Genomic DNA, 17,018 nt, shown 5'->3' with positions numbered 1-17,018 from the left:
CTCCCCGGCGGAGAGCCTCTGCCCCCGTCAACAGATCAAGTCCTTGCGGGACCCAGACGACCGGTTGTCCAGTGCAAACGGGGTCACGGTCACGACCGATCGCACGGCAGGCAAGTCCACGATTTTGTAGCCTACCCTTGCCCGAAATTGTAGTGTTTGAGTTCCCGAAATTGAAGTGTTTGAGTTCCCGAAATTGAAGTGTTTGAGTCATGGTGAAGCCCAGATCAAAGCAGACCGAATATCAGCGCCGCATCGTCGACGACGATCTCGACGCGTGAATGCTGGGCCTTGCCGCTATTGCCATTGAGGGACCCAAGGCAGTCGGCAAGACCGCCACAGCGCTCACTCGGGCCTCGAGTGTCTACGAACTCGACGATGTCGGGCAGCGTCAGATCATCGAAGCAGACCCAACCCGTCTCACCCAGGGTCCACTTCCGATCCTCATCGACGAGTGGCAGAAGTGGCCACCAAGTTGGGATGTTGTTCGGCGAGCCGTTGATGGCAATCCGTCGCCCGGGCGCTTCCTACTCACCGGCTCCGCATCGCCATATGGAGTCGACACCCACTCTGGGGCAGGTCGAATCGTCACACTCCGCATGCGTCCGCTGTCACTTGTCGAACGAGGATTCACCGCCTCGGTGAGTCTAGGCGAGCTGCTCGCTGGCTCCCAGCCCGACATCTCGGGGACAACACCAGTCACTCTCGACGGCTACTGCACCGAGATCCTCGCGGGAGGCTTCCCCGGTATGCGTGGACTGAGCGATCGACAACTCCGCGCGGGGCTCGACGGTTATCTGGAGCGCATCATCGATCGCGACTTTGCAGAGCAGGGAATGACTCTGCGACGTCCAGAAACTCTGCGGTCATGGATGCGGGCCTATGCAGCGGCTACTTCCACCAGTGCAAGTTTTGAGACCATCCGTGACGCCGCCACACCAGGGGTGGGTAACAAACCATCCCTCAGCACCACGCTGCCCTGGCGCGACATCCTCACCAGGCTCTGGATCCTCGACCCAGTACGTGCGTGGCTTCCATCCAACAACAAACTCAAGGAACTGGCCGCATCTGATAAGCATCACCTCGTTGATCCTGCTTTGGCAGCGCGACTCCTTCACGTGACCCCGAGGAAGCTTCTCGGCGGCGGTCAGACCGAACCGGTCATTCCCCGAGACGGCACGTTCTTGGGCGCCCTATTCGAGAGTCTCGTGGCGCTGAATCTTCGCGTGTACGCGCAAGCCGCGGAAGCCGACGTGCGCCACCTGCGCACCCAACGCGGCGAGCGCGAGATCGACTTCGTTGTCATCGGGCAAGACGGAGGCATCGTCGCCCTCGAGGTCAAGCTCTCGGCGACGGTGAACGCGGCCGACGCTCGACACATCAAGTGGCTGAAGGACCGCATCGGAGACCAACTCCTCGATGCCGTCCTCATCACCACCGGCACCGAGGCGTACCGCCGCGATGACGGCATCGCTGTGGTCCCCGCCGCGCTGCTCGGCCCCTGAGGTCCACCTGGATTTCCCCAGCTCTCTATGTGCCACCCGTGAGCCCCGCGCTTTCGGATGGACCGCTGTTTATTGAGGGAGATTCACAGCGCTTGGGAGGATGAAGGTTTCGCGCCAAGCAACGTCGCGAATCGCGAATCAGGAGAGCGCCGCAGCGCCTTCCGGCCGTACGAAGACGCCCAATCCGGTTTGGGGCCCTCGAAGCGAGAGTCAACCGAGATCCGCGCCCTCTCCTGTTCGTACACATCTCCCAGAGTCAGGTTCCACCGGTAGCGGAACAACGCGTCACGCCTGATGATCGCCACACGGGCCTCGTGTGTCATAGCTGCGATCCGACCAGCCGCCTCGACCACTCCCAGTGGCAGCCGGACCGTTTCCCGCAGATCCGCGTACATCGGCTCGGAGTGAGCAGTTGCCCCAGACACCCCAGCCAGGTAGACGCAGTTGACCCTCGCGACCCTGGTGACTCCTTCGGCATCCACGGCGAACCCGGCTGCGATCTCGTTGCGCTGCCGCTCACTGACATCCTTCAAACGACGGACGCGAACCAACTGAATACCTGACGGCGCGGCCTTCGCTCCAAGGTCGCAGGTCGGGTGAACAACCATTGCAGCGAACCAAGTTCTTCCTTTACCGTCTTGAACGGTTGTCTCCCCGTGTGGGAGGGCAACAAGGTCGCCGTACCGCCACGGGTATAGAGACTGTTGATCGAACGGGACCCAGAAACCTCCGTCTGCGGGGTAGATGCCCTCGAACCCCAGTGCTTCGCCCGCGTCACTCATCAACAAATACCAGCTCGTCCTCATCGTCTACGAAAAGGATGGGGGCGGCGCTTTCAACGAATCCTGGACTGGAGGCAAGCGGTGACCCCGCATCGTCGTGGGTGATCTGCACCGGGTACGCGGTACGGAACCGCTTCAAGGCCTCCTCGTCCACTTGCAGCCCAAAAGGGTCCATCAATGCACCAGGCAACCGCACCCCTGCCGCAGCCGCCGTCATAGCGAGCCGCAACCCTTCGTGCATCCGGATGGCCACCCGAACTTGCGCAACCATGGAGTCAAACAGGTCAGAGTCAAGGAGAACTGCTTCGCGCACATTCTCGTATGTGACCTCGACGACCCCACCCTCGTGCACCCGCGCCATAGTGCCCGCTAGCGCGTCCCGCAAGGCGCGACGGCCAACGCGAGGAATATTGCTGTCCAGGTCGATGAACTTCATCAACGTCGTCTCGTCCCCCACACCTCTGCCCACCTTCCACTATGCGTACACACGATGGTACACATATCGGAGGGAATGTGCGTGGCAGACAAGCCCACTCTCGGTGGCTGCAGGCCAATGACGGAACACGCCCAGACTGATGCCCGAAGCAACGGGAGCGTGGGCCCGCGAAACGCCAGAGCGAAGAGGCCGCTTGACCAGCACATCCGCGACGCCGCCACGAACGGTAGTGAAGGTTATCTGTTGAGTAACGCACGCGCTTACCATCGATATGTGTCAGCGCGGCCTTTGTCAGGGATCGACGAAGCCTCCGCTATCCGTGCCGCATATCTGGCGACACGGCGCTTGCTTGCGGCCGGCGACCAAACAGCGGTTCAGTCCTGCGTCGACTGGCTGTGCGCACAACTGGGTGCCACCCCTGCTCCCGCGGACACCTCCGATCCCATGGCGCTGCCCATCGACATGACGATCGGTGACGGCGAGCCGATGGTTCCGGTGGCAGCCGATTCCGAGTCCGCCCAACTGCTGGGCAACTACCTGACCCCACTGGTGTCCGACGCCCGCCGGATTCTCAACAGCAGAACCGGGGCCGAGCGACTCGTCGTGCGAGCCACGACAGATCCGCTCACCGGCTTGTGGAACCGGCGATCACTGGACATGTCCATCAACCGGTGCGGCCCCGGGGACTGTGTCGCCCTGCTGGACGTCGACCATTTCAAACGGGTCAACGACGTCCATGGACACGAAGTCGGCGATGCCGTCCTGATCGCGTTCGCCCAGCATCTGCGCGCGAACCTGCGTGACGAAGACATCGTGGGCCGACTGGGTGGCGAGGAGTTCGGGATCGTATTCCCACGAACCACTCTGTCGGATGCCACCGACACGTTGCATCGGCTGCGCGCGTCCTGGCCGAAGTCCCGCCCCTTGTCGATCACGTTCAGCGCCGGCGTGTGCCCGGTTCCCGAACAGGGCGCCGCCGAGGAGCCGGCCGGCCAGCGCGCACTTCGACTCGCGGACGCCTTGATGTATCGGGCGAAGAACGCCGGTCGTGACCGCATCATCGCCGGGGACGACGACACCCATCCAGAACAGGAACGCGAATGACCGAGAGCATCCAGGTCCCGGACTTCGACCACATCCAGGACGACTATGTGGCCGCACTGGCCGAAGGCAACAGACGCGTCGCCACCGACATCGCGGTGGGTCTGCTCGATCGGGGCGTCGCTGCCACGGCGATCATCTCGGACCTGATCGCCTACGGCCAGGTGTGTGTCGGCCAGGGATGGCAGGACGGTGAATGGACGGTCGCCATGGAACACCGGGCGTCCGCCGTCGCGGACCTGGTGTTGCAGACGGTCAGCGACACGGCCATGCAGATCCCGGGCGCACCGGCGGAGGGAGAACGCGGCAAGGCACTGGTTTTGTGCACCGAGGGTGAGTGGCACGTCCTGCCTGGGCGTATGGCGGCGGAGACGCTGCGGCTGCACGGTTTCGACGCCCAACTCATCGGGCCGTCCGTCCCGGCATCAGACCTCCCCCTCTTCCTCGACAGTGACCGGGTCGGGCCAGTCGCGCTCACCTGCTCGATGCAACTGTCGCTGGTCGGTGCCTGGCGCACGATATCGACTCTGCGTGGGCTGGGTGCCACGATCGTGATCGGCGGACGCGGCTTCGGCCCCGAGGGCAGGTGGGGTCTCGCCTTGGGTGCCGATCAGTGGGCTCCCGATTTCGCCAGCGGCGCCGACCTGATCGCCGCCGCCACACAAGAACCGACCCCAGTTCCGCGGGATCCGATCTCGGATCCGGTGACCAGCACCGAGATCTTCGAGTCGAGCCGGGAGCGAGAACGCATCCTCGAGCGCGCCGGGTCCGAAAGCCTGGACCGTTGGCCAGTCCTGACCACCGACTCAGCGAGGTACCAAGCCACCATCAACGACCTCTCGGCCACCCTCAAGGCCATCCAATGCGCGGTCCTCGTCGGTGACGACGACATCCTGAGCAACTACGTCGAATGGTTCGAGGCGGTCCTACGCGCACGCGATCTCCCGGTTGCCTTCGTGGCCTCCGCCTTCGATCTGCTGGGACCGGTGCTGCCTGATTCGGTACCGCTGATGCGAGCCGCGACCAGCCGGGCTCTGGCGATGTGCTCCGCGGAGCCCGTCGTCGATCTCTGATCGTCCCGCCGGACCCCGGCCGGCGGCTGGGGCTTCTGGCGAGACCGGCCCGTCCTGCGAAGGAGGCTGTGAACGCCGGTGTGCCGCATTCCCGACATGGCAGCCCTCTGTGATCGACCGATCGACCGATCAGGTGGCGTCACGGATCAGTGGCGGCCACGACCGTGTTCTTCCCCCGAGCCTTGGCCCGGTACAACGCCTCATCGGCCGACGCCAGCACGGTGGCAAGACCTGACGTCGCAGGCGTGGTCGACGCTACGCCGACACTGACCGTGACGCCGGTCATCCGGTCGTCGACTGCCTGACACTCCCGCGGCACGCGCCGCCGAATGCGGTCCGCCATCGCCATTGCATCGCACGACGAGATGCGTGGCAGCACCACAGCGAACTCATCACCACCGAGTCGGACCGCGAAGTCGCTGTCTCGGATGCTCGCCCGAATCGCTGCGGCGACCGCGCGAAGTGCTGCGTCCCCCGTGGGGTGGCCGAGATCGTCGTTGACCCCCTTGAAATCGTCAACGTCCACGATGATCGCGCAGTGGGGTGGATCAGAGGTCAGGCTGCGGTCCCAGATCTCCGCCACCGCGCCTTCCAGAGCGCGCCGGTTCAACAACCCCGTCCCGGTATCCCGGCTCGCTTGCTCCGCCAACCGCTCCAGCTGCGCCTGCTCGTCGGTGACATCCCTTTCGATGGCCGCGAAGAACGCCACGTCGCCCGCCTCGTCCAACAGCGGAATGATGTGCAGGTGCAGCCAGTAGGCCCTCCCGTGCCGGTCGAAGTTCCGGATCACGCCGTCGAAGGGCTTCTTCTCCTCCAAGGCCGCGCGGATCGCCGACGTCGTGGCGGGATCCGTCGACCCCTCGCGCTGCAGGATGCGGGGATTGAGTCCGATGACCTCGTGCGGTTCGTAGCCGGTGAGCCTGGTGAACGCCGGGTTCACGTAGACGATCCGCGGGCCCGGTGAGCTGAGCGGCGTCGCCTCCGTGACGATGATGACGTCCAGTGCGCTCTCGATCAGTGCCCGCCAGTACTGCGAGGGCAACTCACTCATGTGGGACCTTCCGCGATTGGACGATCCTAGTCGCGGCCCAGTGTCTCTGGCGCTTCGTCAGGTCGGCGACGCGGCGGCGACAGGGATGGCTCGGACCCGACGTTCGGCATCCTCCAGCCCCTTGCTGACGAGGACCTCATCGCTGCGCCGGTCCTCGGCCGACCGGCTGCCGGCGCGTTCGACGACGACTGAGCCCAAGGCGATGACCCGGTCATTCACGTCCGTGAGTTGCGCCAACTGCTCGGTGGCCCAGTCGGAATCCCGGGTGAGCTGGATGTCGGATCGCAAGTTGGAAAGCGCCCGCTGCAGGGACGCTTGGCTTGCCAAGACCGGCGCCATATCGACGTGCTCGTCGGCAAGACCGGCCCGCAACCGGGCGAGCGTCGTCAACAGCGCGTCTCGTGCTTGTTCGACGTGGAGTTCGGGATGGGGTCGTACGCGCAGGATGAAGGCGGAGACAGCCACGGCGGTCAGGGCGCCGACGGTGCAGTCGAGCGCGCGCAGTCCGGCCCACTGCAGATACTGACCGTCCGGGCTCCCCACCAGAAGAGCCACCGCTGCGGCGATGGCGACGCACATGATCAAGTAGTTGCGAACCATCCACGCGAATCCGGCGGCCAGCAGGGCCACGGCCAGCACACCGAGGACCACCGACGGCAGGACGAGGCTCAGAGCCACCGCTGCGAGCGCTCCGATCCAGGTGCCCACGGCGTACTGAACTGCTCGAGCCTGTGTCGCGACCGCATTCGTCTGCATGACCGCGAAGATGGTGAGGAGCACCCAATAGAACTCCGGAAGATCCGTGCTGAGCATGACGAAGGTGGCGATTCCCAATGCGACAGCGCGTTGCACGCCGTAGCGGAAGCTGGCCGACTCCGGGTGCAGCACGGAACGAACCATTTCGGCGGCCAGGGTCCCGCCCGTGATCGTGTCCGCACGCGGCACCGTCCGACCGGTGAGGATCGCGGACGCGTACCCGAGGGAAGCCTGCCAGCGCTCCCACGCGTAGACCACCGCCCGGTCCGGAGCGGACGTACTCGCCGCCTGCATCTCGTGCCGGGCATCGTCGACCGACGTGGGCACAGGGCGCGGGACCATCGCGCCGCGGGGGAGCACGGTGGCAGCGATCGTCTCTTGCGCCGCGGTGCCGTGCTGATAGGTGCTGGTGGCGCTGTCCGATTCCAACCGGTTGCGAGCGATCCGGGCGATGACGGCGGCGCGGACCAACGACACGTACGAGCGGGGGGCGGAATCCAGCCGGAGCACCTGCAGCGCCGCACCTTGTTGTTGCCCGGTCGCCCCTGACCCCCAACTACCCGCGACCAGCCCCCTGGTTGCTTTGCGTGGATCCCATCCGGAGAACGCGACGAGCACCACCAGGCCTCCGACGACTCCGACCACCGACCCCAGCATCACCCGCCCTGCCACTCCGCCGCCGGTCAGCGTCTGCCCCTGCGCCAGGACCATCACGTACACCAGGGTCGGGAAAGAACCCAGAGGTCCTCCGACGAGAGGGATCGCAGTCCACACCGTGCCCACGAACACCAAGATCACGATCCCCAGGACCGCCAGCCACGCGTGGTCGAGGGCGACGACCGCAAGTCCGACCGCCCCAGTGAGGAGGACTCCGATTCCCACGATCAGCCGCAAGGCCATGAAAAACGGCCCAGCCACGGCGACCAAGCCGAGGAACATCCCGACGATCAAGGACACCGCGAAAGTGCGACCACCCACGTACTGATCGACCACGAGTCCCGACCCGCCGGCGACGACCATCCCCGCGACCACGGCAACGCTGTTGCGCCAGGCGACAGGTGTCCCGGGTTGCCCACTGAGGGCGGACTTCAGTCGCGCCAAACCGGTGTGGCCCACGCGCAGGAGTATGTCAGGGGTCGGGCTGGTCGTGAGCGGCGGCACACACTCGGTTGCGGCCCTCACTCTTCGCGCGATAGAGCGCCGTGTCGGCGGCCGCGATGACCGAGTCCAGATCGGCGATCCGTCCTCGGGCCCAACCGACACTCACCGTCACCGGGACAGTGTGGTCGACGCCCACCGCCATCGGACTTCCGGCGACCGCCGCGTTCATCAAGGTGGCCATGACCGGCAGACTGTCGACCCGGTCGGCGCTGAGCAGCAAGAGCAGTTCTTCGCCTCCCCACCTGACCAAGGTGTCCTCGTCCGAGATCACGCCACGCAGTCGAGCGGCCAGCACCGTGAGCACCATGTCTCCGGCCACATGCCCTTCGGTGTCGTTGATCCGCTTGAAGTGATCGATGTCGAGCATCGCGACTCCGACGGGGACCTCGGGGCCACTTTCACGGAGCTCGGCCACTCGGGTGTCGAACCGGCGACGGTTGCCCAGCCCCGTCAAGGGATCGGTGGCACTGAGGGCATCCAACTGCCGATTGCGCTTGAGCAGTCGGCGTTCCTGCTGGTTGGCGGCCATTGCGACCGAGACGCGAGCGAGCAACTCGGCCGGCTCGCATGGTTTGCGCAGATAGTCCTGTGCACCCAACCCCAAACCCTCCGCCACATCCGTGGCCGTGGTCCGCGCAGTCAGGAACAAAACGGGGGTGCGCGCCAACTCCGGGTCGGCCTTCATCTGCCGCAGTGTGGCCAACCCGTCCAGCACCGGCATGTCGACATCCAGCAGCACCAGATCCGGACGTTCCGTGTGGCACATCTCCAAGGCCTCGGCGCCATCGGCGGCCTGCCTGACCCGGTACCCACCCTCGCGCAGTTGCCGACTCAGAATCTGGCGAATGGCGGTGGAGTCGTCCACGACCAAGACAGTCCGGAACTCCTCGGCGCCCTCGACCTCTGCGACATGCTGCGACTCCTCATCGCTCACGGTTCCACCTCCTCGGGCGGGTCCGCACGCTCCTCGGGCGGGTCGGCACGCCGGACGATGGTGACGAGCAGGGGCTGGCCCCCACTGACGAATCCGACCACACCCACAGGTTCGGCGCGCAGAATCTGCACGTCGTGGTCGGCGCCGAAAGCGACGACGGGCAGTCCGATTCCGGAGGGTCCCGGCAACAACGGTTTGAGGTTCCCGGCGATCATGTTGGTCAGCTCGCCGACGGCGTCGCGGACGTCCGCACGATCGGGGGCGGCCTCGGGCGAACCGAACATCGCCGCCGTCAGCGTCTGCGCGAGTTCGGTGCTGCACTGCACCATGACCGCTCCGTTGAACGCCCCGTCGAGCGTGACGAAGCCGGTGACTCCCGACACGGCACCGGGCTCCACCGGGGCCCGCTCCAACTCAGAACCGCAGACGACTGTCCACACCGTGCACACAGCCGAGTCGATGTGTTCATCCAGCATCAGCAGCCCCCTCAATGGCGCCCGGGGCACGCCTGAGCACGGTTCGGCCAACCACGACGGATTCCAGTTCGGGCAGGTCGGCCATCATGTTCTCCGCACTTCCGAGCACAAGGTACCCGCCCGGACGAAGTGCGCGCGCGGCGTGGTGCAGCACACGGCTTCGGGTGTCATCGTGCAAGTAGAGGAGGACGTTGCGCAGCAGGATCAGGTCCATGGGTCACAGAGCGGGCCAGGGACCCGCGAGATTCAACTGCCGGAACTCCACCCTGTTCCGCAGGTCGGGACGGATGTACCAGTCCCGATCGACCTGTGTGAAGTGCCGCGTCAACGCCTGTACGGGCAGCCCCCGGTTCACCTCGAGTTGGGTGTAACGACCGGCCCGCGCTTGGTCAAGCGCGGCGTTGGAGACGTCGGTGGCCAGAATCGTCGGAGTTGGGACGCGGGGGAAGTCGTCCTCCATCATCATCGCCAAGCTGTAGGCCTCCTGACCGGATGCCGCTGCCGCTGACCAGAATGACAACCTGCCCGATCGAGTGCGCACAAGTTCCGGAAGTACGACGTCCCGCAGCGCCGCGAAGACCTGATAGTCACGGAAGAACGACGTCTCGTTGATCGTCATCGCCTCTACCACTGCAGACCGCAGGTGCGCGTCGCCGTTTCGGACCTCCTGCAGGAGCCCACCGACATCTCGGTGCCCCCGTTCCTGTACGAGAGGACCCAGGCGTGAGTTGATCAGATACCCCTTGCCATCGTCGAGCCGATGCCCCAAGCGCTCCTGCATCAGCGCCTTGAGAAACGCGTAGTCGTCATCCGAGACAGTCATGGATTCCGCCGAGCACCTACCGTCCGGGTGACGATCTCAGCGGCAATACCGTCCAGCGGCACGACAGCGTCCGCCAAGCCGGCGCGAGCGACGCTATCCGGCATCGTGCCCACCACAGCGGTCGCGGGGTCCTGCACCACAACGGTGCCCCCGGCAGCGACGATGGCGTGCGATCCGGCCAGTCCATCCTGACCCATCCCGGTCAGCACGACGCCCAGAACACCGCTCCCGTAGGCATCCGCTGCCGTTCGGAACAGCACGTCCGCCGCGGGTCGGCACGAGTTCTCACGCGGCCCGTCGTGAATGTCGATGCGCACCGCGGAATCGCGCCGCTCGACCCCCATATGGCGACCTCCCGGTGCGACGTAGACGTGACCAGCGTCGACGGGCTGGCCCTGATGACCCTCGAGCACCGACAGCGCGCTGATCTTGTCGAGCCGCTGGGCGAGTAGCGACGTGAAGGTCGCCGGCATGTGCTGGACGATCATCACCGGGACGCTCAGATTCGCGGGCAACTCCGCGATGACGGCCGCCAGAGCGTTCGGCCCCCCGGTGGACACGGCGATCACGACGACGTCGGGCCTGCCGGACACCCGCCGGGGTCGAGGGGCAGCCGGAGCCGGGGCCTGAGTCACGAGGTCCCGCTGCAGGACGGAGTTGATGACCGGGACCAGCTCAGAGTTCACATCCCCCGAGGCCGTACCGGCCAGCGACGTGGGTTTCAACGCGTAGGCGGTGGCTCCTGCGGCCAAGGCCGCCAACGTGGCTTCCGCACCCTGAGCCGACAGCGCGCTGAACACCACAACCGGCAGCCGCCGGTCCCTGCGCCGCAGGTGGCGCAGGAACTCCATCCCGTCCATCTCCGGCATCTCGAGGTCGAGCACCACCAGATCAGGAGCCGCCTCAGCGATCTGGTCCAGTCCGTCGCGACCGTTGCGCGCCAATCCGGCGACGACCATCCCGGCATCGCGCACGGAACGAGCGACGGCCTGGCGCGCGACAGCAGAGTCGTCGATGATCAGCACCCGATGAGGCGCCCGAGCGGGTGGGGACACCGTCACTCCACCAGGCCGAGGATGCTCAACTTGTCGCGCAGCACCTCGACATCGAACGGTTTCATCACGTACTCGTTGGCCCCGGCGGCAAGGGCCCGCCCGATGCTGTCGACCTCGGTCTCCGTGGTGACCATGACGATCGGCCCTGAGTAGCCGTAGGACTTCGACCGCGCAGCAGTGACGAACTCGATACCAGTCAGTACCGGCATGTGCCAATCCACCAGGACAACGTCCGGAACAACCCCAGCGGACAGTTGGTCCAGGCCCTCTTGGCCGTTCGCCGCCTGAAGAATCTCGAAGTCCAATGACGCGAGCATCCGCCCGATCATCACCCTCACTGCTCGCGAGTCGTCAATCACCAACGCGATCATTGTCGGATCCCACACCCCTTTCGGCGACGGCCAGAACCAGATCGAGGTCCAGCACCAGGACAAGGGAGTCCACCGTCTCATGGGCAGCGGTCAGATACGGCACCATCGAGGATGGAATCGTGTCGGGAACCGGGGCGGGAGTCGTGTCATCGAGGGTCACGACTTCGTCGGGCAGGTCCACAACGAGGCTTTCGAGATTGCTTCCCGACCGTACGATCAGATGCGTCTCCGCGAGCTCAGGCGGTCGCGGAGACAGTCCCAATCGTCGGCGCAAGTCGATGGCTGCCAGAATCTGACCCCGGAGGTTGATGAGGCCGGCCACAGCGCTGGGGGCGCGTGGTACCGGCTCGAGCGCCTGCTCGCCCAGGACTTCCTGGATGCGCTCGACCGGGACGGCGAACCGCAACCCAGCCGCACGGAAGGTCGCCAGCGTCACGTCAGTCACCGGCCACCGCCGATCCGCCGGCCACGCGATGACTGAGTCCTGCATGGACCAGGGCATCGATGTCGAGGAACTCCGTGACCCGATCCGCGACCACGGCTCGACCGAGGTAGCCGAACTCCTCGATCGGCTCCAGTTCCACTCGGGGTGCGCGATGGATGTCGTGAACGTCATCGACGAGCAACGCCACCAGCCCGACCGGAGACCGGCACACGACCAGGTGGATGTCATGGGTGTCCGGCCGCACAGCACCGGGCAGGTTGAGTTGCTCGGCGAGACGGATGACCGGCAGGATCTCCCCCTCCAGCTGAACGACCTCCTCATGGCCACTGGGTTCGATATCTGCGCTGGGGCGGCGCACCAGTCGCTGCACTCGATCCAGAGGAAGAACCATCTGCTGCTCGCCCAGCGACAGGGTCAACAACTGCTCGGCAGGTGCTCCCTCGTCGGCAGCACCGTTGTCGAGGTCGTTCGCGGGCCGCTCGTGGATGTCCGCCGCGCGGGCCGGCGCCAGAGTGTCGAGGATCAAGGACGGGCGCCCGTCGGCCAAGATCGTCGTGCCCGAGTAGCACGGAACCCTCGTCAGCGCCCGGGGCAGCGGCTTCACCACCGCCTCGACGCTGTCACCCACGGAGTCGACGATCAGGCCGTACCTGCGGTCGCCCCGGTCCACCACCACCATCTCCAGTCCAGCGCCTTCGCCGGGCGGCCCCACCCCAGCCTCCACCGGGCCCACCCCAGCCTCCACCGGGCCCACCCCAGCCACCACCGGGCCCACCCGAGCCTCAGCCGGTCGACCGGTGATCTCGAGATACGCGGCCAGGTCCACCAGCGGCAGGAGCGCACCGCGGTCCCGCAGGAACCGAGCCTGACCCACCGTGTGAACACGGCGCTCGACGTCGGCGGGCGGAACGCGGACGATCGATCGGATGTCGGACTGCGGGATCGTGAACTTGCCGTCCCCGCAACCGACGATCACGGCGGGCAGAACCGCCAGAGTCAACGGGACGCTGATGTGGAACGTGGCGCCCACTCCGGGTTGCGACCAGACCTCGACGCTGCCTCCGACTGCCTCGAGCGTGGACCGCACGGCGTCCATTCCCACCCCGCGACCGGAGACGCTGGTGACCCGACTGGCCGTCGAGACGCCGGGGAGGAACAGCAGCGAGTAGAGGTCGGATACGGACATCCGCTCGACTTGCTGAGGAGTCTGCAGACCCAGCGACACAACCTTGTGCGCCAGCGCTTCGACGTCGATTCCGCGGCCGTCGTCGCTGACGTCGATATGGACTCCGCCGCCGACGAGTGAAGCCGATACGCGGATCAGAGCCTGCTCGGGCTTTCCCGCGGCGACCCGGTCCGCCGGCATTTCCACACCGTGGTCGACGGCGTTCCGCACGATGTGTACCAGGGGATCCCTGATGACTTCGTTGATGGTCTTGTCGACAGTCACATCCTCGCCGAGGACCTCCAGTCGGACTTGCTTGTCCTCGTCTGCAGCAACGTCGCGCACGACCCGATGCAGCCGACTCGTCGCCACACCGATGCGTTGCAGTCGGGCCTGCATCACGGTCTCCTGCAGGTCCCGCGTGATCAAGGTCAGCCGTCGGAACGGCTGGGCCAAGGGATCGTCGTCTGGAATTGACTCACCGATCCGCAGTCGGGCGAGGGTCAACTCCCCCACCATGTCCTGCAGTTGATCAAGCACCGCGACATCAATCCGTACCGACGTGTCCTCGCGGTGCGCCAAGTGAGGGTTGTCCGGTGGTTGCTCGCCGCCCGGCGTCGGCTCGGGGGCCTCGGGGGCCTCGGGCTCGGGGCCGGAGCCGCGCTCGTCGGTCGCGGTCGGAACAGTTCGTGGTTGGGGCGCGCCCGGTAGACAGGCGCGCAGGGCGGTGATGACAGCAGTGTGATCGTGCTCGCCCTCGTCTCCGGTCTCGGCTACCGAGTCGAGGACTTCTCTGATGGCGTCGACCAGACTCAGCAGGGCGGTCGTGATCTGTTCGTCGAGGCGCAGGTCACCGGCCCGCAGCAGCGCGAGGACGTCCTCACCGGCGTGGGACAGGGCCTCCAACCGGTGGTACCCCAGGAATCCGCAGGTGCCCTTGACGGTGTGAATCGTGCGGAACACCCGGGCCAGCAACTCCGGATCGTCGGGACTCTCCTCGAGGGCGACCAGGTCGAGATCCAACTGGTCGAGGTTCTCCCCGCTCTCCTCCAGGAACGCCTGGACGAGTTCGTCATCGGGGTCCACGGTTCACCTGCCGGCGGCAGTACCCGGCGTCGCAGTCGCCGTGCCGGACACGTTGAACTGCCGGACCAGGGCCAGCAGCTCGCCCGCCAGCCGGGCCAGTTCGGTGGCTGCCTGTTGAGTGGACACGGCACTGCGACTGGTGTCCTGCGCGGCCTCAGCCGCCCCGACGATGTTGCGGGCGATATCCGTTGACCCGTTGGCGGCGTCGGAGATGCTGTGCCCGATCTCCCGGGCGGTCAGGGCCTGCTCCTCGACCGCCGCCGCCACCGTGGTCTGCATCTCGTTGATCTGCTCGATGATGTCGGTGATCTGGCCGATCGCCGCCACCGCGTCATCGGTCCCCGACTGGATGGCCGCCAACTTCTCGGCGATCTCCTCGCTGGAGCTCACCGTCAATCGCGCGAGGTCCTTGACCTCACTCGCGACGACCGAGAAGCCCTTGCCCGCCTCGCCGGCACGGGCCGCTTCGATTGTGGCGTTAAGGGCCAACAGGTTCGTCTGCTGTGCGATCGAGGTGATGGTGCGGGTGACGTCACCGATCTCCGCGGAGCTGGCCCCCAGACGCAGCACGGTCTCGCGAGTGGTTCGCGCCACTGACGCCGCTTGGGCACCGACGTCGGCTGCATGACTGGTGCTTCCGGCGATCTCCCGGATGGAGGCCGACATCTCCTCCGCGCCGGTGGACACCACCTGGAGGCTGTGTGACACCTGTTCCGCGGCCGCGGACACGGATTCGGCCTGCTGGGCGGTCTCCTCAGCCGTGGCACCCATGCTCTGGCTCACTGCCTGCAGTTCCTCCGACGAAGCGGACAGCGTGTTGGAACTGTCGGCGATCGAGTTGATGGTTCCCGTCACGGTGTCGAGAGTCTCGTCCAGTGCCACCCCCATCCGGGCGATCTCGTCCCGGCTCGGGTCGTTGACTCGCGGGGTGAGGTCCCCGCGCGCCACCTTGCGGAGCACCGTCACCATGTCCGCCAGTGGCTCTGTGATGGAGCGGGTCGTGAAGAGAACCAGTATGAGCGACAGGACGATCGCGAGCCCCCCGAGGATCAAGGTGATCACCATGAGCTGCTGGGCGCGGGCATCGGCCTCCGCGTTGATCTCGTCGGTGCGCGCGACAACATCCGCCGCCAATCGTTCGGCCGAATCAGCGAGGTCCGCGTACTGGTCCACGGCGGTCACCGTCGTCAACCTCAGCGCGTCATCCAAGTCCTTGCTGGTGCCGCCTTCGAGGAGCGCCATCACGTCGTCATCGATCGACTGGAATCCGTCATACAGTGCCCGGAGTTCATCGACGTCGGACCGTTGCTCCGCTGAGAGGTCTCGATCAGTGAGCCGGGTGAGGGACTCCTCGAAGTTCGCCGCGGACTCCACGAAAGCAGCGCGAGTACCGGCGTTGTCGTCTGGAGCGCCGGCGTCCTCCCGAATCGCCTCCCACACGTACATCGTCTGCCAGCCGTTGAGGTCGGCTGCCTCGAACTTGACGTCGAGTACGTCCTGCTCGACTTGGCTCTGTTCGATGATGGCTTCCTGGGAGTCGTGCAGCGTCTTGGACGCGAACAGACTCAGTGCGATGACCGCCAGCAGAAGCACGACGAGGACAGCAGAGGTCAATCCCAGTCGGACACTCACCTTCACCTTGCGTAATGCCCTGATCACACAAACACATTAGGGCTCAGTCGCGACTCAGGCGCCGAGAACACGGCAGATCCCGATGCAGTCATGCTCCGGCTGCCCTGCGCTCTCGAGCCAGGCTGGCGATCGCCGAGAACAGCACGCTGACCCAGAGCAGAACGAGGAAGAAGCTGAAGGCGATTGCCAGGCCCTCGACGAACCCGGACTGCCACAGTCGGCCCAGAGCGAGGGTGGACAGCACCAGGGCCGCCGACGGGAACACGAACCCCCAATCGGCCGGCGTGAACGTCAACGCGCGCCGACCGACGTGGATGGTGACGAGGGTCGCGGCGGCCACCCACCACAACGAGAATCCCCACAGCAGCGACGCCAGGAAATCCGCGGACTGGATCACCGCGGACCCCCACGTGCCACTGAGTTCCGACGTGTTGGCCGCGACCGTCGGCAGCGCCAGGGCGCCCACCGACAACGGGCTGATCATGATCCACATCGCAGGGGCTCCCACGTTGTCGGCTTGCCGGTGCAGCACCAGGCGGTTGAAGAACAGGCTGGCGGTCAGGGCGAACAGCAACAGCCCCATCCCCAGGCAGGCGAACGACAGCACGCCCATGGTGCGGTGCCACGAAGTGGGAAGCGAGGTGCCGATGGTGCCGAAGAGGATCGCCCCCAGCAGGATGACCGTCTCGGGGATGAACCAGGTCCCCGAGATGCCCTCCGCGTGCACGTTGTCGCTTTCGAAGGCGTTGACGAAGAACACCACCGTCAGCGCCAGCCCCATGGCGGTTCCCACGACAGCCAGGCCCAGCACCAGCCAGGGGCCCCACGAGTGGTCCATGATTCCCGTCAGGCGCAAGGTCGCGAGGGCGAGGACGTTGATGGCCCCGGGGATCGTGGCGTAGCCGGGCCCGATCGCCGGGTCCTTCAAGCCCGCCCAGATGGACGGCGCCAGGCGCCGCACCGCCAGGTCGCGGATGGCGAGGAACACGAAGAACGCGACACTCATCGCCCACAACAGCCAGGCGAACGCATCGCTGGCCGGCTCAAGACTGGACAGTTGTCCCGGGTTGACGGCTGCGACCGTCGAAACCGCGGCGGTGCCCATGACCGCAGCGAACCAGGTGGGCTGGTCCAGCAGCCGAGACGAAGTCGTCGACGTCACTGTCGGA

The 17,018-nt window shown here is 66.0% G+C and carries 15 protein-coding genes and 1 pseudogene; 3 read left to right on the top strand and 13 right to left on the bottom strand.

Translation table 11 applies throughout. The annotated features are described in order from the left end of the window. The first annotated feature begins 278 nt into the window (after positions 1-278). Complete coding sequence (locus V9E98_01125; GenBank protein ID MEI2715596.1) at positions 279-1,502, top strand: DUF4143 domain-containing protein; 1,224 nt, start codon at positions 279-281, stop codon at positions 1,500-1,502. Positions 1,503-1,585: 83 nt separating this feature from the next. Here V9E98_01125 and V9E98_01120 read toward each other — a convergent pair whose 3' ends face one another. Next, the gene (locus V9E98_01120) at positions 1,586-2,035 is read right to left on the bottom strand and encodes a hypothetical protein (GenBank protein MEI2715595.1); all 450 of its coding nucleotides are present in this window, start codon (positions 2,033-2,035) and stop codon (positions 1,586-1,588) included. 241 nt (positions 2,036-2,276) lie between these two features. After that, positions 2,277-2,741 (bottom strand): hypothetical protein, encoded by a 465-nt coding sequence (locus V9E98_01115; GenBank protein MEI2715594.1) that lies wholly within the window; start codon positions 2,739-2,741, stop codon positions 2,277-2,279. 252 nt (positions 2,742-2,993) lie between these two features. On the opposite strand from V9E98_01115, the gene V9E98_01110 reads away from it, so the two are divergent. Both V9E98_01110 and V9E98_01105 read left to right on the top strand, forming a co-directional pair. Continuing rightward, positions 2,994-3,824 carry a GGDEF domain-containing protein gene (locus V9E98_01110; GenBank protein ID MEI2715593.1) on the top strand — a complete coding sequence of 277 codons (831 nt, stop codon included), beginning with the start codon at positions 2,994-2,996 and terminating at the stop codon, positions 3,822-3,824. Continuing rightward, complete coding sequence (locus V9E98_01105) at positions 3,821-4,894, top strand: B12-binding domain-containing protein (GenBank protein ID MEI2715592.1); 1,074 nt, start codon at positions 3,821-3,823, stop codon at positions 4,892-4,894. The genes V9E98_01110 and V9E98_01105 overlap by 4 nt, the downstream gene beginning before the upstream one ends. A gap of 139 nt (positions 4,895-5,033) precedes the next feature. Here V9E98_01105 and V9E98_01100 read toward each other — a convergent pair whose 3' ends face one another. The 11 genes and pseudogenes from V9E98_01100 to V9E98_01050 all read right to left on the bottom strand — a co-directional run bounded on the left by V9E98_01100 (position 5,034) and on the right by V9E98_01050 (position 17,011). After that, complete coding sequence (locus V9E98_01100; protein MEI2715591.1) at positions 5,034-5,945, bottom strand: diguanylate cyclase; 912 nt, start codon at positions 5,943-5,945, stop codon at positions 5,034-5,036. A gap of 57 nt (positions 5,946-6,002) precedes the next feature. Then, entirely contained in the window at positions 6,003-7,817 is a 1,815-nt protein-coding gene (locus V9E98_01095) for an FUSC family protein (protein ID MEI2715590.1), read from the bottom strand. 13 nt (positions 7,818-7,830) lie between these two features. Next, positions 7,831-8,796 (bottom strand): diguanylate cyclase, encoded by a 966-nt coding sequence (locus V9E98_01090; GenBank protein ID MEI2715589.1) that lies wholly within the window; start codon positions 8,794-8,796, stop codon positions 7,831-7,833. Continuing rightward, positions 8,793-9,272, bottom strand: coding sequence for a chemotaxis protein CheX (locus V9E98_01085; GenBank protein ID MEI2715588.1), 480 nt, complete (start codon positions 9,270-9,272; stop codon positions 8,793-8,795). Before V9E98_01085 ends, V9E98_01090 begins: the two co-directional genes overlap by 4 nt. Then, positions 9,262-10,095, bottom strand: a pseudogene (locus V9E98_01080) (protein-glutamate O-methyltransferase CheR). Before V9E98_01080 ends, V9E98_01085 begins: the two are co-directional and overlap by 11 nt. Continuing rightward, positions 10,092-11,150 (bottom strand): chemotaxis-specific protein-glutamate methyltransferase CheB, encoded by a 1,059-nt coding sequence (gene cheB / locus V9E98_01075; protein ID MEI2715587.1) that lies wholly within the window; start codon positions 11,148-11,150, stop codon positions 10,092-10,094. The pseudogene V9E98_01080 and the gene cheB overlap by 4 nt, the downstream one beginning before the upstream one ends. Positions 11,151-11,152: 2 nt before the next feature. Beyond that, the gene (locus V9E98_01070) at positions 11,153-11,509 is read right to left on the bottom strand and encodes a response regulator (protein ID MEI2715586.1); all 357 of its coding nucleotides are present in this window, start codon (positions 11,507-11,509) and stop codon (positions 11,153-11,155) included. Further along, complete coding sequence (locus V9E98_01065; GenBank protein MEI2715585.1) at positions 11,502-11,966, bottom strand: chemotaxis protein CheW; 465 nt, start codon at positions 11,964-11,966, stop codon at positions 11,502-11,504. The genes V9E98_01070 and V9E98_01065 overlap by 8 nt, the downstream gene beginning before the upstream one ends. Beyond that, a complete protein-coding gene (locus V9E98_01060) occupies positions 11,959-14,217 on the bottom strand; it encodes a chemotaxis protein CheW (GenBank protein MEI2715584.1) in 2,259 nt (752 codons plus the stop codon). Before V9E98_01060 ends, V9E98_01065 begins: the two co-directional genes overlap by 8 nt. Before the next feature lie 3 nt (positions 14,218-14,220). After that, positions 14,221-15,876, bottom strand: coding sequence for a methyl-accepting chemotaxis protein (locus tag V9E98_01055; GenBank protein MEI2715583.1), 1,656 nt, complete (start codon positions 15,874-15,876; stop codon positions 14,221-14,223). A gap of 61 nt (positions 15,877-15,937) precedes the next feature. Next, the gene (locus V9E98_01050) at positions 15,938-17,011 is read right to left on the bottom strand and encodes a hypothetical protein (protein MEI2715582.1); all 1,074 of its coding nucleotides are present in this window, start codon (positions 17,009-17,011) and stop codon (positions 15,938-15,940) included. Between the last annotated feature and the right edge of the window lie 7 nt (positions 17,012-17,018).

Source organism: Candidatus Nanopelagicales bacterium (assembly GCA_037045355.1).
Taxonomy (GTDB): Bacteria; Actinomycetota; Actinomycetes; order S36-B12.
Note: the sequence above shows the minus strand (reverse complement) of the source record. Positions and strands in the feature narration are given on the sequence as shown.